An 18,385-nucleotide genomic window follows, 5' to 3' on the forward strand; every position below is an offset into this window, starting at 1 on the left:
CGGACGATAAACAGGAAAAGGCCGGCAAAGTCAACCCAATGCGGCCGAAATGCCTGAAATGCACGGATGACATCACGATATCGATGTCGATTTGACCATACCACCGTCTTCGAATTGTTGTATCGATCCCCGGCCGCCAAATGATTCCCCGAGACAGCTCCGAATGAATGATGCAGCCCTGACCGATCTCCTCGCCGCCTGCCGAAACTATGCCGGTGGCCGGGTCGACGCCCGTTTCAACGCGGTGGCGCAGACCTTCTACGCGGGGGCGATGGCGCAGCCGAAGATCGCGGCGCGGGCAGCGCGCGAGCTTGGCCGCCTGCCGCCACCGGGTGCTGCGATCCTTGCCAATATGCTCGGCACCATCGTCGAGAAGGGTGGCGCGGTGGAGCGCAGTGGTCCGGCCGTATGGGAGCTTTATCTGGCCTGGCTGCCGCAGATCCATCGCGGCTTTGCCGGCCGCAAGGAGCTGAGCCCGCGGCAAAGGCAGCTGCTGGATGCATTTCAGCTGCTTGGCCAATCGGCGGTTTCGCATCTTTCCGGCATGCCGGAGCAGCGTAAGCTTGCGGCTGGCGACAAGGCGCTGATGGCGCAGCTTGCCGAACTGCAGGATTATACGCCGGGTGCCGCCTGGGTCCGTCAGGTGCTGTTGAGCCGCAGCGACGATCTGCTGGTGCTGCATCTACCGAGCCGCCAGGGCTTTCGTCTGCGGTATGAGAATATCGTCAATTGCTTTCATCTGTTCACGCTTATCCAGGCAGCCTTCGGCGAGAGATTGCCGGGCGGCCGTACGCCCAACAGGTTCATTGTCGATATGGCGCGCTGCGTGACCGTGGCAGAAGAGGGCAATGACGAGCCTTGGTGGTGCTATCAGACGATGCGGCCGGATGAGTCAGCTCTTGTCGACATTTCCGGCGAGGCCTCTGTCGAGACGATTTCGCGCATCGATGGCCGGCGGGTCATCCTGCTTTCCCCGCCGGTGGCAGGCGCGGCATTGTGGGACACGAGTTTCTTCACGCCGCAGCTATTCGCAATGCCGGCGAACGTCGTGGTCGATGAGGCGCTGACGACGCAGGAGGTGGTGGAATGGCTCGCCAGGATTGGTGTGCCGGCCGGCGAAGCGACGGGCGCGCAAGGAGCGGACAAGGCATGACAAGCTCATCCCGCTCGGCTAGGAAAAACCCCTACTATCAGGGTCCGGTATCCGACCACTTCGATGGCCAACGTTTCTTCAATCCTGGTGGTGTCGCGCCCGGCGATGCGTTCGATCTTTTGCGCTGGCAGCTCGGCGGCGGGAGGGTGCGCTGGCCCAATCCCGTCATCAGCGCCTTTCCGCTGGCCAAGCCCGATCGGCATGTCTTCGGCAATCAGATGCGGGTGACTATGGTCGGGCACGCCTCGATGCTGGTGCAGATTGCAGGACTGAACGTTCTGACTGACCCGGTCTGGTCGGAGCGGGTGAGCCCCTTCCGCTCCGTCGGGCCGAAGCGCGTGGTGCCGCCTGGCATCCGCTTCGAGGACCTGCCGCATATCGACCTCGTGCTGGTGACGCATAATCACTACGACCATCTCGATCTCGTGACCCTTGCCCGCCTGCAGCAGGCGCACCGGCCAAAGATCGTCACGCCGCTCGGCAACGACACGATCATCCGCCGTGCCGTTCCCGATGCCGACATCACTGTTGTCGACTGGGGCGATCGTATCGCCCTCAAGGCCGGTGTGACCATCGATGCCGAGCCTTGCCATCACTGGTCGGCGCGGGGCATGGGAGACCGGCGCATGGCGCTCTGGGCGGCATTCGTGCTCAACACGCCAGCGGGCAAGATCTACCATGTCGGTGATACCGGCTTTCACGACGGCATCAATTATGAGGCCGCCCGGCAAAAGCATGGAGGCTTCCGCCTCGCAATCCTGCCGTTCGGCGCCTATGAGCCGCGCTGGTTCATGAAGGGCCAACATCAGAATCCAGAAGAAGCAGTCAAGGGCATGAAGCTCTGCAATGCAGCCTATGTCGCCGGTCATCATTTCGCGACCTTTCAGCTGACGGACGAAGGGATCGATGCGCCGGTGCAGGCGCTGGATGTCGCGCTGAAGGCCGAGGGCGTGGAGCCGGATCGCTTTCGCCCGCTCCGGGCTGGCGAAGTCTTTGACGTGCCGATTGTGTGAGGGGGCGCCAAATATCCCTTCTCCCCCTGGGGAGAGGTGGCCCGAAGGGTCGGATGAGGGGGTTAAGTCGCCTCGAATTCATTGAGTTCAGCGTGCTCGGGCAAGCCCCCTCATCCGCCTGTCGGCACCTTCTCCCCGAGGGGAGAAGGATTGCGTCGTGCGTCGGCGAACCTTACTGCTTAATCTCAGGCTCGACCAGTTTCGCCAGATTGATCAGCGATTCCTGCCAGCCGAGATAGCAGGCTTCCGGCGGGATGACATCGGGTACGCCCGCCTGTGTGATGTTGACCTCAGTTCCGACGAGGACTTTCTTCAAGGTCACGGTCACTTCCATTTCGCCGGGTAGGTTCGGGTCGTCGAACTTGTCGGTGTAGCGCACAAGTTCGCCCGGGATCAGTTCGCGAAAATCGCCGCCGAAGGAATGACTCTCGCCCGTCGTGAAGTTGCGGAACGACATCTTGAACGTGCCGCCGACTTTCCCTTCGAAGTGATGCACGCTGCAGGTAAAGCCATTCGGCGGCAACCACTTGGCAAGTGCGTCGGCCTCGATAAATGCGCGATAGACCTTTTCCGGGCTGGTGGCCAGAACGCGGTGCAGGCGTATGGTGTTCGGCATGGTCATAATCCCTATGGTTTGACGGAGTGGACGAGCCTAGGACGTGGCAGCTTTTGATATTCCGACATCGAGAATGATTTTTTCTCAAAATGAATTCCGTCAAGGTTTCTGGGTGAGGTCTTCGCTGTGGTCAAAGGACGAGCCACCCGCCCTCGTGGTTCGAGACGGCCCTGCAGGCCTCCTCACCATGAGGGCTAATCTCTTGTGTCGACCATACATTTCCGGAAACTAGGCACTGCAGCACAAATCATGGCGCAGCGACGATGTTAACCCCGCCTCATCCTGAGGTGCGGAGCTCGAAGAGCGAAGCCTCGAAGGATAGAGACGGCCCGGATCACTCTGGTAAATCTTGAAAGTGCCGTCCTTCACGCACCACTGGTAATTCCCCCGCATTTCCGCCATATACAGCTCGACAACAGGAATGATCTCATGAGCAACACGGTCGAATTCGCGAGGATGAACGGGCTTGGCAACAAGATCCTGGTCGTCGACATGCGCGGCCGCAAGGATGTGGTGACGCCCGCGGCGGCGATCGCGCTCAATGCCGATCCGGCCACCCAGTTCGACCAGATCATGGCGATCCACGATCCGAAGCTGCAGGGCACCGATGCCTGGATCGACATTCTGAACTGCGACGGCACCAAGGCGCAGGCCTGCGGCAACGGCACGCGCTGCGTCGTGCAGGCGCTGGCGGCCGAAACCGGCAAGAAGGTTTTCACCTTCCAGACCGTCGCCGGAATCCTCAATGCCAGAGAGCATGAGGACGGCACGATCTCGGTCGATATGGGCACGCCCGTTTTTGACTGGGACAAGATCCCGCTTGCCGAGGAATTTTCCGATACCAGCCGCATCGAGCTGCAGATCGGGCCGATCGACAATCCGGTCCTGCATTCGCCTTCGGCGATGTCGATGGGCAATCCGCATGCGATTTTCTGGGTCGACAAGGACCCGATGTCCTTCGATCTCGATCGTTTCGGCCCGCTGCTCGAAAACCACCCGATGTTTCCCGAGCGCGCCAATATCACGCTGGCGCAGGTGCTGTCGCCGACCTCGCTGCGCACCCGCACCTGGGAGCGCGGCGCCGGCCTGACACTTGCCTGCGGTTCGGCCGCTTGTGCTGCCGCCGTCAGCGCCGCGCGCACCGGCCGCACCGGCCGCAAGGTGACGATCGAGGTTGCCTCAGCACCCGCGCCGGGCAAGCTCACCATCGAATGGCTAGACAGTAACGACCATGTGGTCATGACCGGGCCCGCCGAATGGGAATGGTCCGGCACGGTCGATCCGGTCACTGGCAGCTTCTCGCGCGATCCGGAGCAGGGGGCTCAGGCGCGGTGAGCGGGGTCGAGGTCATTACCTTCGGCTGCCGTCTCAATACCTATGAATCCGAAGTGATGAGGGCCGAGGCGGAGAAAGCCGGGCTCGACAATGCCATTCTGGTCAATACCTGCGCCGTGACGGGCGAGGCCGTGCGCCAGGCGCGCCAGGCAATTCGCCGTGCGCGGCGCGACAATCCGCATGCCCGCATCATCGTCACCGGCTGCGCCGCGCAGACCGAGAAGCAGACCTTCGCCGAAATGGCGGAAGTGGACGCCGTGCTCGGCAACGAGGAGAAGCTGAAGAGCGCCTCCTACCGCGCGCTTCCGGATTTCGGTGTGTCGGCCGAAGAGAAGCTGCGTGTCAACGACATCATGAGCGTGCGGGCGACCGCGCCGCAGATGATCCGCCATATCGATGGCCATGTGCGCGCCTTCATCCAGGTGCAGAACGGCTGCGATCACCGCTGCACCTTCTGCATCATTCCCTATGGCCGGGGCAATTCGCGTTCGGTGCCGATGGGTGCTGTGGTCGATCAAGCCCGTAAGCTGGTCGAAAGCGGCTATCGCGAGATCGTGCTGACCGGCGTCGATGCGACGAGCTATGGCGCCGACCTGCCGGGAACGCCGACGCTCGGCCTGCTTGGGAAGACGCTGCTGAAGCAGATTCCGGAGATCCGCCGGCTGCGTCTCTCCTCCATCGATAGCATCGAGGCCGATGGCCACCTGATGGATCTCATTGCCGACGAGCCGCGCTTCATGCCGCATCTGCATCTCTCGCTGCAGCATGGCGATGACATGATCCTCAAGCGCATGAAGCGGCGGCACTCGCGCACCGATGCTATCCGTTTCATCGAGGATGTGCGCCGTCTGCGCCCAGAGACGAGCTTCGGCGCCGATATGATCGCCGGCTTTCCGACAGAGACGGAAGAGATGTTTGTCAATGCTATCGGTCTGGCGGAAGAAGCCGGCATCGCGCATCTGCACGTCTTCCCTTACAGCCCGCGCCCCGGCACGCCGGCCGCCCGCATGCCGCAGCTCGATCGCGGCGTGATCAAGGAGCGCGCCGCCCGCCTGCGCGAGGCCGGGCTGAGATTGCACCAAGCCCATTTGGACAAGATGGTCGGCACACGGCAATGGCTGCTTGTGGAGAATGGCGGACTGGCGCATACGGAGAACTTCACGCTTGTCGCCGCTCCTGGCCTTTGCCCGCGCGACCTTGTGCAGGTCGCAATCACCGGCCACAATGGCAAGCATCTCGACATGCAACTTCTGGCCGCCGACGCGGCTTAATGCTTCAACGGACACTTCATGGCGCTCGGTTTCATAAAAAAAGTCTTCACCTTCGGCCGTGAGAAGCCGGCTGAGGAGCAGACGCCTGCGGAGGATTCTCAGAAGGTTGAGACGCCTGTTGTAGAACAGGAAGCGCCTGCTGTAGATGTTTCGCCGGCTTCAGAACCTGCAGAGATTGCGTCGCCCCCCTCTGTCCCTTCGGGACATCTCCCCCATATGGGGGGGGATCGGTTGGAGGATGCCGCGCCGGCTGAGCAGGAAGAAAGGGCTGAAGGCCAGGCAGATGTTTCCGACGCGAAAGAGATTGAGGCCGCTGAAGCTGCCCGTTCCCTCGAATCCGAATCGCAAGAACAGCACGACGATCTTCAAGCGATCGAACCGGAGCAACCTGCTGATCCTGAAGCGAATGTAATTTCGGAAGAGCGCCCCAACGAACCAATCTCCCCCCTTGTGGGGGAGATGTCCGACAGGACAGAGGGGGGTGAGGAAGCTACAGCAAACTCAGAATTCTCGTCGAAAGACTCCGAATCTCATTTGGAAGCTAGCGACACTCCGACCGCCACCCCCATCCTCCCCAAGGGCTTCTCCACAGCCGCTTCCGCGCCAGCTCCCACCCCCGAAGCGCCAAAACAAAAACTCTCCTGGTTCCAGCGCCTGCGCGCCGGGCTTGCGCGCACCTCGTCGCAGCTGACCGGCCAGATCGCGGCGCTTTTTACCAAGCGCAAGCTCGACGATCAGACGCTGCAGGATCTGGAGGATCTGCTGATCCAGGCCGACCTCGGCGTCGAAACGGCGATGCGCGTCACGGATACGCTGGCCTCCGAACGCTACGGCAAGGATGTGACGGGCGAAGATGTCGGCCGCATCATGGCGCAGGAAATCGCCAAGGTGCTGAAGCCGGTTGCGAAGCCCTTGCAGCTCGATCTCAGCCACAAGCCACATGTGATCCTCGTCGTCGGCGTCAACGGCACCGGCAAGACGACGACGATCGGCAAATTGGCGGCGAAGCTCTCCGGCGCGGGACTGAAGGTCACGCTGGCCGCCGGCGATACGTTCCGCGCCGCTGCGATCGAGCAATTGAAGATCTGGGCTGAGCGCACGAAATCGGACTTCATCGGCACCAAGCTCGGCGCAGACGCTGCCGGCCTCGCCTTCGATGCCTTCCAGCAGGCCAAGGCCAACAAGAGCGACGTGCTGATCATCGATACCGCCGGCCGCCTGCAGAACAAGGCGGAGCTGATGGCCGAGCTCGAAAAGATCGTGCGCGTGCTCGGCAAGCTCGATCCGGATGCACCGCATACGGTTTTGCAGACGCTCGATGCGACGACCGGCCAGAATGCCTTGAACCAGGTGGAAATCTTCCGCAATGTTGCCGGCGTCAACGGGCTCATCATGACCAAGCTCGACGGCACAGCGCGGGGCGGCATCCTTGTTGCCATCTCGGCCAAGCACAAGTTGCCGGTCTATTTCATCGGCGTCGGCGAAGGTGTAGAGGATCTCGAGCCGTTCGAAGCCGAGGATTTTGCTCATGCCATTGCCGGTACGGGGGCTGTAAACAGCCAATGAATGACAAGAATAAGTTTGATGACAGGGAAAGTGCCGCAATGACGACCAGCGACAGCGATCTCACCCCAAGTGCCGCCGACAGGCACCATCCGATGCTGAAGCTGGTGCTGGAACTCGGGCCTTTGCTGGTGTTCTTCTTCGGCAATCTGCGCGGCGAGTGGCTGGCGCAGCATTTTCCGCAACTGGCGGCGCTCGGCGGCCCACTCTTCGTCGCCACCGGCCTGTTCATGGCAGCGACGGTGATCTCGCTCATCGTTTCGAAGGTCATGCTCGGCCATTTGCCGCTGATGCCCTTCGTCTCCGGCATTGTGGTGCTGATTTTCGGCGCGCTCGGCATCTACCTTCAGAACGAAACCTTCATCAAGATGAAGCCGACCATCGTCAATGCGCTGTTCGGCATTGTGCTGCTCGGCGGACTTGCTTTCGGTAAGTCGCTGCTCGGCTATGTCTTCAATGCCGCCTTCCAGCTCGATGCCGAGGGCTGGCGCAAGTTGACGCTGCGCTGGGGTATCTTCTTCTTCGTTCTCGCCGTGCTCAACGAAGTCGTCTGGCGCGGCTCGAACTGGCTTTATCTTCCGGACACCAAGGCGGCGGATAATCTCTGGGTGAACTTCAAGGTCTGGGGGACGATGCCGATCACCATCCTCTTCACGCTGTCACAGATGCCGCTGATCATGAAGCACACGGTCGAGCCGCCGGCGGAAAACGGTAAATGAGCCAAGCCATCGACGCCCAAAGCCGCTATCGGCAACAGAGCTTCTGGTTCATCGCCTGCGTTGTCGTTCTGCTCGTGCAGATCGTCACCGAATACATGATGGGCCGTGTGCCGATCTGCACCTGCGGCTACGTGAAGCTATTCGAGCCAGTGGTGAAATCCAGCGGCAATTCGCAGCATATCGCCGACTGGTACACGCCGTCGCACATCATACACGGCTTTCTCTTCTTCGGGCTCACGCATCTGATCATGCGCGGCAAGCCGCTGTCGATGCGGCTGTTCGTTGCCATGCTGATCGAATCCGGCTGGGAGATCCTGGAAAATTCCCCGATCATCATCAACCGCTATCGCGCCGCGACGATCTCGCTCGATTATGTCGGCGACAGCATCCTCAACTCGTCGATGGATGCCGTGTTCATGGTGGTCGGCTTCCTGTTTGCCTGGCGCGCACCGGTGCTGGTGACGGTCGCCATCGCCATCTTCTTTGAGCTGCTCGCCGGATATTTGATCCGCGATAATCTGACGCTCAACGTGCTGATGCTGGTCTGGCCGGTCGAGGCGATCAAGACGTGGCAGGGCGGGATTTAATCTTTTAACCCTCGCCCCTGCGGGGAGAGGGTGGCGCGATAGCGCCGGGTGAGGGGGCGCTACCGGGAGAGTGCTGACTTTCGCTCGCCGCTCAGGGCCTTTTTGCTTCGTGCCCCAGCCCCTCATCCGCCCTTCCGGCACCAACCAGGGTCGAGCCGCTGATCTCAACCCATCCTTCGGCCCCCCGAGGGGAGAAGGGAGTTAAGACGCCGGCTTCCCCTGCGCCTTGGCTATGGCCGGATAAAGCCCTTCTTTCAAACTTGTCGGCGTGAACGGGCCGACCTGCTTGTAGAGGATCGTACCGTCGGGGGAGACGAGGTAGGATTCCGGGATGCCGTAGACGCCCCAGTCGATGGCGGCGGAGCCGTTCGGGTCGATACCGATGGCGTTATATGGGTTGCCGAGTTCGCCGAGGAAGCGAAGGGCGTTCTCGCTTGTGTCCTTATAATTGATGGCCACGATGTTGAGCTGACCGCTCCTGGCAAGCTCCTTCAGCACCGGATGCTCATCTCGGCAGGGAATGCACCAGGAGGCGAAGACATTGACGAGCGTCAGCTTGCCTTTGATGGCGTCGTCGGTGAGCGCCGGCAGGTTGGAGCCTTCGAGAGGCGCGAGCGCGAGCTTCGGCGCCTTGGTGCCGATCAGCGCCGAGGGAATGGCCGAAATATCGGTGCCGTGCACTTCCTGGTCGTACATGACCTTTCCGACGGCGAATGCGATGCAGGCAAAGACGATCAGCGGAATGAGCGCCAGCAGATAGCGTGCGGTGCCGCTCGATTTCGGCTGATCCTTGTTATCGGCATCCGCGGTCATTTCGTCTCGCTTTCCGCCGCGCGCTGCGAGCGGCGGCGGAGGCCGGAGGCTTCCAATGCCGCGAGCTCGCGACGTCGTAGGCGTCCGTCGATCCAGATCCAAGCGATAAGAGCGAGCACGACGACCGCCGCAAAGCCATAGGAGCCGAAGACATAGAAGGGATGCGTCATTCTAGCCCTCCCGGCCTGCCATGCGCGCGGCCATGCGACGCTGCGTGGCGATGCGGCGACGCCAGATTTCGTTGCGGATCGCCATCAGGTGCAGCGTGAAGAACAGCAGCGTGAAGGCGAGCGCCATGGTGAAGAGCGGCCAGAGGAATTCCGCGGCGATGGCCGGGCCATCCATGCGCATGATGCTTTCCGACTGATGCAGTGTGTTCCACCAGTCCACGGAGAACTTGATGATCGGGATATTGATGAAGCCGACCAGTGTCAGGATCGAGGCGACGCGGGCAGCTTTCGATGGATCGTCCATGGCGCGGTTCAGCGCGATCAGGCCGAGATACATCAGGAAGAGGATGAAGACCGAGGTCAGGCGTGCATCCCAGACCCAATAGGTGCCCCACATCGGCTTGCCCCAGAGCGAACCGGTGACCAGCGCGATCAGCGTGAAGGCGGCGCCGAGCGGGGCCGCCGTCTTGCCGGCGACATCGGCGAGCGGATGGCGCCAGACCAGCGTGCCGATCGCCGACATGCTCATGATCGTGTAGCACATCATCGACAGCCAGGCGGCCGGAACGTGAATATACATGATGCGGACCGTATCGCCCTGCTGATAATCGCCCTCGGTCGTAAAGGACAGATAGAGGCCGATCGCGAAGAGCACGGCCGAAATGGCCGCTAGCCAGGGAATGAGACGCGCCGAGAAAGCCAGGAACCGCGTGGGATTGGCAAGGTCGGAAAATCGGCTGATCGCAGTGATATCGCTCATGCGGCTTGTTTAACCCGATATGGCATTTCCGGCAATCGACCGCATTGTCCCGGATGGACGAAACAGTATCTTATTGCGATCAATCAGTCGTGTTCCGCAGGGCAAGAGCAGCAGCGGCCGGGCCGAGGACGGCGAAGAACAAGGTGAGCGCGATCAGGATCAGGAAGGGCGGCAGGAACGGCTGCGGCCCTTCGACGGCGGCATAGGTGGCGCTGACGCCGAAGATCAGCACGGGAATGGTGAGCGGCAGCACGAGAATGGAGACGAGCAGCCCGCCGCGCGGCAACGCCACGGCGACCGCAGCACCGACCGCGCCGACGAAGGTGATCGCTGGCGAGCCGACGAGCAGGGTCAGGGCCGTCGCACCGATCGCCGTCTCGTTCATATTCATAAAGAGGCCGAGCAGCGGCGAGGCGATGACGAGGGGCAGGCCTGTCGCCACCCAATGTGCCGCGCATTTGATGAAGACCGTCAATACCAGCGGTGTTTCCTGCATGACGAGCAGATCGAGCGAACCGTCGTCGCGCTCGGCCTGGAACAGCCGATCAAGGCCGAGCAGGCTTGCGAGCAGCGCGCCGATCCAGACGATGGCCGGGCCGATGCGCGAGAGAAGTTTGAGATCAGGCCCGACACCGAAGGGGATGACGGCGACGACGGTGAGGAAGAAGAGGATACCGATGAGAGCGCCACCGCCGGCGCGCATCGAAAGTTTGAGATCGCGGAGGAAGAGGGCGGTCATGGGGAACGGCTTTCGACGTGAGTCAGGGAGTTGCCTTTCGCTTGGCTCAAGGCGCGAGAAGCTTTCGCTTCCCGCCACCCCCCTCTGCCCCTTCGGGGCATCTCCCCCACATGGGGGGAGATTGGTAACTCGCCGCTCGCTCGCAGCCAAAGAGTGTCTTTCAGTGCTCGCAGATCATGTCGAAGTTGCTTTGGGCAAGCAATCGCCGCCCACAATCTCCCCCCTTGTGGGGGAGATGTCACGATAGTGACAGAGGGGGGTAACTCGTCGCATAGCGACGAGCTTTTCCGAAGTGACAGAGGGGGGTGACGAAGGTGCGGCATAAGAGGAAACATCTGCATCATCCCCACACCCCCACACTCGCCGCTGCAAACCCCGTCATCCGCATCTCCTGCACATTCTCCAAGCCGAGCGGCTGGTGCGTTGCCGCAACAACGATGCCGCCGCTCTTTTGGTGGGCTGTGATGAGATCGGCGAAGAGTTGGTCGGCGGAGCTGTCCAGTGCTGCCGTCGGCTCGTCGAGGATCCAGATCGGGCGATGGGCGACCAGAAGTTTGGCGAAAGCGATTCGCCGCTGCTGGCCGGCGGAGAGATAGCCGAAGGGCAGATGCGTGATGCCGGTAAGCCCGACGGCGTCAGCAGCTTCCTCGACGTCCAGGCTGGAGCCGCCTGGCATATCGCCGAGGAATGTTTTCCAGAAGGTCAGGTTTTCGGCCACCGTCAGCTCGGATTTCATCGCATTGCGGTGGCCGAGATAGTGGCTGGCTTCACCGGCCGGCCGGCCCGATTCGCCGTCATTTCCGGTAAATGTGATAGTGCCTTTTTCCGGCCTCAGAAGGCCTGCCACAACGCGCAGAAGCGTCGATTTTCCCGACCCATTACGGCCAGTTAAAACGAGTGCATCTCCATCCGCCAAGTTGAAGGAAACATTCAAGAAAATCAGGTCTTCGCCCCGCCTTGCCGCCAGATTTTCAGCGCTTAGATGCATTCGCTCAGGCTTTCCCCGTTTTCGTTGCTGCAACGCGCAAAAAATTGTCCAAAATTGCGCTTTGTCACTCTGGCAAGTCTTTACGAAATTATCTATAAGACCTGCAACCACGCCAGCGGTCGGCGTGAATTCAATCCTTGCGCCGAACTTAAGGTTTTAAACCTTACGTGCGGACAGCGGAAATGGCCGTACCCGCATCCTGATGTGCATAAAGTGCATAGGCGTTCGCACGACTGTGTTGGCTATCAGAAACGGGGTATCTCGTGTCTAAATCTCTTGACAGTTTCAATTGTCGTTCCACGCTGACCGTGGGCGGGAAAGACTATGTGTATTTCAGCCTTCCCAAGGCTGAAGCCAATGGTCTGCCCGGTGTTTCCAAGCTGCCTTACTCCATGAAGGTGCTTTTGGAAAACCTGCTGCGTTTTGAAGACGGGCAGTCGGTCACCAAGGAGCATATCCTTGCCGTCGCCGAATGGCTGACCAACAAGGGCACCGTCGAGAACGAAATCGCCTATCGCCCGGCGCGCGTGCTGATGCAGGACTTCACCGGCGTTCCGGCCGTCGTCGACCTTGCTGCCATGCGCGACGCGATGGTTTCGCTTGGCGGCGATCCGGAAAAGATCAACCCGCTCGTTCCCGTCGATCTCGTCATCGACCATTCCGTCATCGTCGACGAATTCGGCACGCCGCAGGCTTTCGCCAAGAACGTCGAGCTGGAATACCAGCGCAACGGCGAGCGCTACCGCTTCCTGAAGTGGGGCCAGCAGGCATTCAAGAACTTCCGCGTCGTTCCTCCCGGCACCGGCATCTGTCACCAGGTGAACCTCGAATATCTCGGCCAGACCGTCTGGACGAAGGAAGAAGACGGCGAAACGATCGCTTATCCCGACACTTGCGTCGGCACCGATTCGCACACGACCATGATCAACGGCCTCGGCGTTCTCGGCTGGGGTGTCGGCGGCATCGAGGCTGAAGCCGCCATGCTCGGTCAGCCGGTCTCCATGCTGCTGCCGGAAGTCATCGGCTTCAAGCTGACCGGCAAGCTCAAGGAAGGCGTCACCGCGACCGACCTCGTTCTGACCGTCGTGCAGATGCTGCGCAAGAAGGGTGTCGTTTCCAAGTTCGTCGAATTCTTCGGCCCCGGCCTCGACAACATGCCGCTCGCCGACCGCGCCACCATCGGCAACATGGGTCCGGAATATGGCGCGACCTGCGGTTTCTTCCCGGTCGACAAGGAAACGCTGAACTACCTCAACATGTCCGGCCGCGCCAAGGACCGTATCGCACTCGTCGAAGCCTATTCCAAGGCCCAAGGCATGTGGCGCGACAATGACGGTTCCGATCTCGTTTTCACCGACACGCTGGAACTCGACCTCGGCGACGTCGTGCCGTCGATGGCCGGTCCGAAGCGTCCGGAAGGCCGCATCGCGCTGGAAAACATCGCTTCCGGCTTCGCAACCTCGCTCGAAACCGAATACAAGAAGCCGGGCCAGCTCTCCAACCGCTATGCGGTCGAAGGTACGGATTTCGACATCGGCCATGGCGACGTTGCCATCGCTGCCATCACCTCCTGCACCAATACCTCCAACCCGTCGGTGCTGATCGCTGCCGGCCTTCTGGCCCGCAACGCCGTTGCCAAGGGCCTGAAGAGCAAGCCGTGGGTCAAGACCTCGCTGGCGCCGGGATCGCAGGTCGTCGGCGAATATCTTGCCAAGTCCGGCCTACAGGCTGATCTGGACAAGCTCGGCTTCAACCTGGTCGGCTTCGGCTGCACCACCTGCATCGGCAATTCCGGCCCGCTGCCGGCGCCGATCTCGAAGACGATCAACGACAAGGGCCTGATCGTTGCCGGCGTCCTCTCCGGTAACCGCAACTTCGAAGGCCGCATCTCGCCCGACGTCCAGGCGAACTATCTCGCTTCGCCGCCACTCGTCGTCGCCTACGCGCTCGCAGGCTCGGTGCAGCTCGACCTGACGAAGGAGCCGATCGGCGAAGACCAGAACGGCAAGCCGGTCTATCTGAAGGACATCTGGCCGACCTCGCACGAGGTTCAGGAGTTCATCCAGAAGTACGTCACCCGCGAGCTTTATGAAACCAAGTATGCCGACGTCTTCAAGGGCGACGCCAACTGGCAGGCCGTGCAGGTTCCTCCGGGCCAGACCTATGCGTGGGACGACAACTCGACCTACGTGCAGAACCCGCCCTACTTCGTGGGCATGGGCAAGAAGGGCGCCGGCGTTTCCGACATCAAGGGCGCGCGCGTTCTCGGCCTCTTCGGCGACAAGATCACCACCGACCATATTTCTCCGGCCGGTTCGATCAAGGCGGCCTCGCCGGCCGGTTCCTACCTCCTCGGTCATGGCGTCGGCGTTGCCGACTTCAACCAGTACGGCACGCGCCGCGGTAACCATGAAGTCATGATGCGCGGCACGTTTGCCAACATCCGCATCCGCAACCACATGCTCGGCCCGAACGGCAAGGAAGGTGGCTACACCATCCATTATCCGTCCAAGGAAGAGACGTCGATTTACGATGCGGCCATGCAGTACAAGGCCGAGGGCGTTCCGCTCGTCATCTTCGCAGGCGTCGAATACGGCAACGGCTCTTCGCGCGACTGGGCTGCCAAGGGCACGAACCTGCTCGGCGTGCGCGCCGTCATCGCCCAGTCCTTCGAGCGCATCCACCGTTCGAACCTCGTCGGCATGGGCGTCATCCCGTTCGTCTTCGAGGAAGGCACCACCTGGGCAAGCCTCGGCCTGAAGGGCGACGAACTCGTGACGATCGAAGGCCTGGAGAACATCAAGCCGCGCGAGCGCAAGATCGCCAAGATCACCTATGGCGACGGTTCGGTGAAGGATGTTCCGATCATCTGCCGTATCGATACGCTGGATGAGGTCATCTACGTCAACAACGGCGGCATCCTGCAGACCGTTCTGCGTGATCTCGCTGCCTGATAGGCATTAAACGCTGTTATGGGAGGCCGCCGGAAAACTCTTCCGGCGGCCTCTTGTTTTTCACGGTGATGTGTACTGCGAGACTTCTGCTCACCCCGGCCTCACCCCATCGTGACTTTGCGTCATCGCGTTAAACTATTATCTCTTGTTTCAGATTTTTCGGGCTTGATGTGGCCTGGTCGCCCCAAGAAGCGCGAGTTTTGCAGAGCCCGTGTAGGCAGACGGCGCTCGAGATTGGATGCAGAGGTAAGATAGAATGCGCCTTCGATTTTTGGCTCCACTTCTGGCAGGCATTGGGCTCGCAAGTTCGCTGCATGCGCAGGAGGCTCCGAAGATCAAGGGCGTCGTCGAACTCTTCACCTCGCAGGGCTGCGCTTCCTGCCCTCCCGCCGATGCTGCCTTCCGTAAGCTGATCCGCCAGGGCAATGTCGTGGCGCTCGCCTATCACGTCGATTACTGGAACTATCTCGGCTGGAACGACACGATGGCATCCAAGGACAATACGGCGCGGCAATACGCCTATGCCCGCACGATGGGGCGCAGCGGGGTTTATACACCGCAGGCGATCGTCAATGGCAGGGACCATATGAACGGCGCCGATCTCAATGGCATCAACGTCAAACTGGATGACTTTGTGCGCCTTGGCGAGGGGCTGACGGTTCCGGTGAATGCTGCCATGAAGGGCGACGAGCTCGAGATCAAGATCGGCGCTGGGCAGGGCAAGGCGAATGTCGTTGCCGTCTATTTCGATAAGGAACAGATGGTGGCACCGAAGGGCGGCGAAAATACCGGCCAGCAGATTGCCTATATGCACGCGGTATCCGATGTCGAAACAGTCGGCATGTGGGACGGCAAGGCCATGAGCCTCGTGCTGCCGTCCACCGTGCTGGATAAGGCTGGCCGGCGAGGCCTTGCGATTCTGCTGCAGTCGTCGACATCTTCAGGCGATCCGGCTGCCATTCTCGGGGCGACTGTTCTGACGGTAGGCTCGGACGGCTGAACGATTTTTCCAGCTTTGCCGGAGGTCTTCCATTTTGAACTGATGCCAAAAGGGGTCCCTATTTTGGCTGGCGCCAAAAAGGGGAGGTGCCCGGCGAGGACGCATTCGGGGCTGGGGTTTAATCGATGCGCCCCAGCCGGGCCGTTTGACGCGGCGGCGCCAAACGGCTGCCTATACTTCCTGTAAATTGGGCGTCGTTTTGTCTGAAATGCGGCGTTGACGAGGTGCTTTCACAGCCGGGAAAGAAATTGTGAGCCGTCAGCCGTCTTGCAATTTGATGCGGCTGAGGCAAACTGTCATTCTCCTGTCATGAGATAGCCCCTGGGGGATTGATGACTGATCAGCCGGATTTGAGACACGGTGAAAGCCGTTCCGTCGATACCAATTCATCCGTCGTCGTTGATCTCAGAGAATACAAACAGAGCAAGGACCCGCTGCCGGTGACCTTTCATCGCCGGGAGCTTGATGCGATTCTCTGGATCTATGGCCGCATGGTCGGCGAGGGCGAGTGGCGCGACTACGCCATCGACCATTTGAAGGACAAGGCGGTTTTCTCCGTCTTCAAACGCTCCGGCGAAATGCCGCTCTTCCGCATCGAAAAGAATCCGAAGCTTTCAGCCAAGCAGGGCGCCTTCTCAGTCGTCAATACCAACGGCATGATCCTGAAACGCGGTCATGAGCTGAGCCAAGTGTTGAAGGTTTTCGACAAGCAGCTGAAGTTGGTAGAGAAGTAGTTTCTCGTCGTTGGCTGTGTGCTGGCTGATAGTGCCACACCCCCTCTGTCCCTATCGGGACATCTCCCCCACAAGGGGGAGATTGGTAATTTGGAGCAGCCTCTTCGCCTCATGGTACATCGAGTCTGCCGAAATCACGCCTTATTGTCTGTGATGGGCGAGCGGCAAACTCCCAGCTATCTCCCCCCTTGTGGCAGGGCTATCGCATATGAGCGGAGATCGCCGCCGTCCCCTTCTCCCCAGCGGGGAGAAGGTGCCGCCAGGCCGATGAGGGGGTGCCCGCCAAGACCACAAAAATCCATGAATTCAAATCGATAACCCCCTCATCCGACCCTTCGGGCCACCTTCTCCCCAAGGGGAGAAGGAGCTTATGGTGCTCATCCGCCTCCATATGCGATAGCCCTGCCCTTTGTGGGGGAGATGTCACGAAGTGACAGAGGGGGTATCACAGGCTCCGCGGACTCATAGGTCCGATACTGACACTACTCCCCAAACAATGTCCCAGGATAGACCGATGGATCCGGATCGGTTTCCGCGCCGTCCCCGAGCGCCTTCTGCATCAGCATGGTATCCAACCAGCGGCCGTGCTTGTAGCCGGTACCCTTGAGCAGCCCCACTTCGGCAAAGCCTGCCGCGCGATGTACGGCGATGGAGGCTGGGTGGGCGCCGCCGATGACGGCGATCATCTGGCGGAAGCCGAGCGTCTGGCAGTTTTCCACCAGGGCATGGAGCAGCAGTCTGCCGATGCCGCGCCCGCGCGCCTCGGGCGCCAGATAGATCGAATCTTCCACCATCCAGCGATAGGCCGGCCGCGTGCGGAAAGCGGAGGCATAGGCATAGCCGAGAAACGCGCCGGTATCGTCTTCGGCGACCAGATAGGGATAGCCCTTGTCACGAATTGCCTCGAACCTCGCCGTCATTTCCTCCTGGTTCGGCGGCGTGATTTCATAGCTTGCCGTGCCGTTCAGAACGGAATCTCTGTAGATGGCGGTGATGTGGGGAAGGTCGTCTAAGGTTGCACTGCGGAGGCTGACGGACATTGTTTCTATTGCCTGATCTGCGAATTTGCGACGGTTGCCATAAAATCGCAGCGCTTGTGCCCAGGCAAATAAAAAAGGCGGCCGAAGCCGCCTTTTCGTGTCTCATTTCATGCTGCAATTAACGGCGGTTGCCGAGGAACTGCAGCAGGAACATGAACAGGTTGATGAAGTCGAGGTAGAGCGACAGGGCGCCCATGATCGCCTTGCGGCCGGCCACGGTCACGTCGTCGGCTTCGTAGTACATTTCCTTGATCCGCTGCGTATCGTAGGCGGTGAGGCCTGCGAAGATCAGGACGCCGATCACGGAGATGGCGAACTGCAGCGCGGATGAAGCCAGGAAGATGTTGACGAGCGTCGCAATGATCAGGCCGAAGAGACCCATCATCAGGAACGAACCCATCGCCGACAGGTCACGCTTGGCCGTATAGCCGTAGAGCGACAGCGCGCCGAAGGAGGCGGCGGTCACGAAGAAGGTCTGCACGACGCTCTGGCCGGTGTAGATGATGAAGATCGACGACAGCGACAGGCCCACCAGCGCGGCGTAGACCCAGAAGGTCGTCGTCGCGGCGGCCACGCTCATGCGGTTGATCCTGAAGCTCAGGAAGAAGACCATTGCGAGCGGGGCGAGAATGACCACCCACTTCAGCGGGCTCAGATAGATCGCCTGGCCGAAGGCCGTGATCTGTCCGTTTGCGAAAGCGAGCGAGAAGGAGAGATAGGCGGCAACACCCGTGATCGCCAGACCCAGCGCCATCAGGTTATAGACCTTGAGCATGTAGGCTCGAAGGCCCTCGTCTATCATCGCACCGGATTGCGCACCGCTCTGCGCCCGGTTTTGGTAATTGCGAAAGTCAGCCATGTTTTCCTCTTTCAAGCTCCGATTTGATTACGGTGTCGGGTCTTTCAAGGCCCAGGCGCCGCTGCGGAGCT

Annotated in this window: 18 protein-coding genes; 10 read left to right on the forward strand and 8 right to left on the reverse strand. The window is 60.7% G+C overall.

The genetic code is table 11. The features are described 5' to 3' along the window. Window positions 1–163 precede the first annotated feature (163 nt). Both FBZ99_RS27375 and FBZ99_RS27380 read left to right on the forward strand, forming a co-directional pair. Window positions 164–1,153 carry a hypothetical protein gene (locus FBZ99_RS27375; protein WP_145636004.1) on the forward strand — a complete coding sequence of 330 codons (990 nt, stop codon included), beginning with the start codon at window positions 164–166 and terminating at the stop codon, window positions 1,151–1,153. Next, a complete protein-coding gene (locus FBZ99_RS27380; protein WP_145636007.1) occupies window positions 1,150–2,166 on the forward strand; it encodes an MBL fold metallo-hydrolase in 1,017 nt (338 codons plus the stop codon). The genes FBZ99_RS27375 and FBZ99_RS27380 overlap by 4 nt, the downstream gene beginning before the upstream one ends. A gap of 172 nt (window positions 2,167–2,338) precedes the next feature. Here the strand turns inward: FBZ99_RS27380 and FBZ99_RS27385 are convergent, their stop codons facing one another. Beyond that, window positions 2,339–2,782: an SRPBCC family protein gene (locus FBZ99_RS27385; protein ID WP_162746327.1), complete on the reverse strand. Its 444-nt coding sequence runs from the start codon at window positions 2,780–2,782 to the stop codon at window positions 2,339–2,341. A gap of 429 nt (window positions 2,783–3,211) precedes the next feature. Here FBZ99_RS27385 and dapF point away from each other — a divergent pair, with 429 nt between their 5' ends. From dapF to FBZ99_RS27410, 5 genes are read left to right on the forward strand one after another with little or no spacing between them, the layout of a single operon-like run. Continuing rightward, window positions 3,212–4,117, forward strand: a complete 906-nt coding sequence (dapF, locus tag FBZ99_RS27390; protein WP_145636009.1) for a diaminopimelate epimerase — start codon at window positions 3,212–3,214, stop codon at window positions 4,115–4,117. After that, window positions 4,114–5,388: a tRNA (N(6)-L-threonylcarbamoyladenosine(37)-C(2))-methylthiotransferase MtaB gene (gene mtaB, locus FBZ99_RS27395; RefSeq protein ID WP_145636012.1), complete on the forward strand. Its 1,275-nt coding sequence runs from the start codon at window positions 4,114–4,116 to the stop codon at window positions 5,386–5,388. The genes dapF and mtaB overlap by 4 nt, the downstream gene beginning before the upstream one ends. A gap of 18 nt (window positions 5,389–5,406) precedes the next feature. Continuing rightward, complete coding sequence (ftsY, locus tag FBZ99_RS27400; protein WP_145636014.1) at window positions 5,407–6,954, forward strand: signal recognition particle-docking protein FtsY; 1,548 nt, start codon at window positions 5,407–5,409, stop codon at window positions 6,952–6,954. Next, on the forward strand, window positions 6,951–7,670 hold the full coding sequence (locus tag FBZ99_RS27405) for a septation protein A (RefSeq protein WP_145636016.1): 720 nt from the start codon (window positions 6,951–6,953) through the stop codon (window positions 7,668–7,670). The genes ftsY and FBZ99_RS27405 overlap by 4 nt, the downstream gene beginning before the upstream one ends. After that, complete coding sequence (locus FBZ99_RS27410) at window positions 7,667–8,257, forward strand: DUF2585 domain-containing protein (RefSeq protein ID WP_145636018.1); 591 nt, start codon at window positions 7,667–7,669, stop codon at window positions 8,255–8,257. Before FBZ99_RS27405 ends, FBZ99_RS27410 begins: the two co-directional genes overlap by 4 nt. A gap of 201 nt (window positions 8,258–8,458) precedes the next feature. Here the strand turns inward: FBZ99_RS27410 and FBZ99_RS27415 are convergent, their stop codons facing one another. From FBZ99_RS27415 to ccmA, 5 genes are all read right to left on the reverse strand, one after another. After that, window positions 8,459–9,070, reverse strand: a complete 612-nt coding sequence (locus FBZ99_RS27415) for a DsbE family thiol:disulfide interchange protein (RefSeq protein WP_145636021.1) — start codon at window positions 9,068–9,070, stop codon at window positions 8,459–8,461. After that, window positions 9,067–9,240: a heme exporter protein CcmD gene (ccmD, locus tag FBZ99_RS27420; protein WP_145322009.1), complete on the reverse strand. Its 174-nt coding sequence runs from the start codon at window positions 9,238–9,240 to the stop codon at window positions 9,067–9,069. Before ccmD ends, FBZ99_RS27415 begins: the two co-directional genes overlap by 4 nt. A gap of 1 nt (window position 9,241) precedes the next feature. Continuing rightward, window positions 9,242–10,000, reverse strand: coding sequence for a heme ABC transporter permease (locus FBZ99_RS27425; protein ID WP_145322012.1), 759 nt, complete (start codon window positions 9,998–10,000; stop codon window positions 9,242–9,244). A gap of 79 nt (window positions 10,001–10,079) precedes the next feature. After that, window positions 10,080–10,739, reverse strand: coding sequence for a heme exporter protein CcmB (gene ccmB, locus FBZ99_RS27430; protein WP_145636023.1), 660 nt, complete (start codon window positions 10,737–10,739; stop codon window positions 10,080–10,082). 340 nt (window positions 10,740–11,079) lie between these two features. Further along, a complete protein-coding gene (ccmA, locus tag FBZ99_RS27435; RefSeq protein ID WP_145636025.1) occupies window positions 11,080–11,727 on the reverse strand; it encodes a heme ABC exporter ATP-binding protein CcmA in 648 nt (215 codons plus the stop codon). 263 nt (window positions 11,728–11,990) lie between these two features. On the opposite strand from ccmA, the gene acnA reads away from it, so the two are divergent. From acnA to FBZ99_RS27450, 3 genes are all read left to right on the forward strand, one after another. Further along, window positions 11,991–14,681 carry an aconitate hydratase AcnA gene (acnA, locus tag FBZ99_RS27440; RefSeq protein ID WP_113354348.1) on the forward strand — a complete coding sequence of 897 codons (2,691 nt, stop codon included), beginning with the start codon at window positions 11,991–11,993 and terminating at the stop codon, window positions 14,679–14,681. 256 nt (window positions 14,682–14,937) lie between these two features. Beyond that, the gene (locus FBZ99_RS27445; RefSeq protein WP_145636028.1) at window positions 14,938–15,681 is read left to right on the forward strand and encodes a DUF1223 domain-containing protein; all 744 of its coding nucleotides are present in this window, start codon (window positions 14,938–14,940) and stop codon (window positions 15,679–15,681) included. Window positions 15,682–16,013: 332 nt separating this feature from the next. After that, window positions 16,014–16,415 carry a DUF2794 domain-containing protein gene (locus FBZ99_RS27450; RefSeq protein WP_145636030.1) on the forward strand — a complete coding sequence of 134 codons (402 nt, stop codon included), beginning with the start codon at window positions 16,014–16,016 and terminating at the stop codon, window positions 16,413–16,415. Between the two features lie 482 nt (window positions 16,416–16,897). Here the strand turns inward: FBZ99_RS27450 and FBZ99_RS27455 are convergent, their stop codons facing one another. Both FBZ99_RS27455 and FBZ99_RS27460 read right to left on the reverse strand, forming a co-directional pair. Continuing rightward, the gene (locus FBZ99_RS27455; protein ID WP_145636033.1) at window positions 16,898–17,455 is read right to left on the reverse strand and encodes a GNAT family N-acetyltransferase; all 558 of its coding nucleotides are present in this window, start codon (window positions 17,453–17,455) and stop codon (window positions 16,898–16,900) included. Window positions 17,456–17,573: 118 nt separating this feature from the next. Then, on the reverse strand, window positions 17,574–18,314 hold the full coding sequence (locus tag FBZ99_RS27460; protein WP_113330736.1) for a Bax inhibitor-1/YccA family protein: 741 nt from the start codon (window positions 18,312–18,314) through the stop codon (window positions 17,574–17,576). Between the last annotated feature and the right edge of the window lie 71 nt (window positions 18,315–18,385).

Origin of the sequence: Rhizobium sp. ERR 1071, assembly GCF_007828675.1 — a bacterium.
GTDB lineage: Bacteria > Pseudomonadota > Alphaproteobacteria > Rhizobiales > Rhizobiaceae > Rhizobium > Rhizobium dioscoreae.

Bases quoted from the DNA above. Each gene is read 5' to 3' on its own strand.
- dapF (WP_145636009.1), top strand. From the start codon at position 3,212: ATGAGCAACACGGTCGAATTCGCGAGGATGAACGGGCTTGGCAACAAG.
- FBZ99_RS27450 (WP_145636030.1), top strand. From the start codon at position 16,014: ATGACTGATCAGCCGGATTTGAGACACGGTGAAAGCCGTTCCGTCGAT.
- FBZ99_RS27410 (WP_145636018.1), top strand. From the start codon at position 7,667: ATGAGCCAAGCCATCGACGCCCAAAGCCGCTATCGGCAACAGAGCTTC.
- ccmD (WP_145322009.1), bottom strand. From the start codon at position 9,240: ATGACGCATCCCTTCTATGTCTTCGGCTCCTATGGCTTTGCGGCGGTC.
- ccmA (WP_145636025.1), bottom strand. From the start codon at position 11,727: ATGCATCTAAGCGCTGAAAATCTGGCGGCAAGGCGGGGCGAAGACCTG.
- FBZ99_RS27405 (WP_145636016.1), top strand. From the start codon at position 6,951: ATGAATGACAAGAATAAGTTTGATGACAGGGAAAGTGCCGCAATGACG.
- FBZ99_RS27375 (WP_145636004.1), top strand. From the start codon at position 164: ATGAATGATGCAGCCCTGACCGATCTCCTCGCCGCCTGCCGAAACTAT.
- FBZ99_RS27415 (WP_145636021.1), bottom strand. From the start codon at position 9,070: ATGACCGCGGATGCCGATAACAAGGATCAGCCGAAATCGAGCGGCACC.
- ftsY (WP_145636014.1), top strand. From the start codon at position 5,407: ATGGCGCTCGGTTTCATAAAAAAAGTCTTCACCTTCGGCCGTGAGAAG.
- FBZ99_RS27455 (WP_145636033.1), bottom strand. From the start codon at position 17,455: ATGTCCGTCAGCCTCCGCAGTGCAACCTTAGACGACCTTCCCCACATC.
- FBZ99_RS27385 (WP_162746327.1), bottom strand. From the start codon at position 2,782: ATGCCGAACACCATACGCCTGCACCGCGTTCTGGCCACCAGCCCGGAA.
- ccmB (WP_145636023.1), bottom strand. From the start codon at position 10,739: ATGACCGCCCTCTTCCTCCGCGATCTCAAACTTTCGATGCGCGCCGGC.
- FBZ99_RS27445 (WP_145636028.1), top strand. From the start codon at position 14,938: ATGCGCCTTCGATTTTTGGCTCCACTTCTGGCAGGCATTGGGCTCGCA.
- FBZ99_RS27460 (WP_113330736.1), bottom strand. From the start codon at position 18,314: ATGGCTGACTTTCGCAATTACCAAAACCGGGCGCAGAGCGGTGCGCAA.
- FBZ99_RS27425 (WP_145322012.1), bottom strand. From the start codon at position 10,000: ATGAGCGATATCACTGCGATCAGCCGATTTTCCGACCTTGCCAATCCC.
- FBZ99_RS27380 (WP_145636007.1), top strand. From the start codon at position 1,150: ATGACAAGCTCATCCCGCTCGGCTAGGAAAAACCCCTACTATCAGGGT.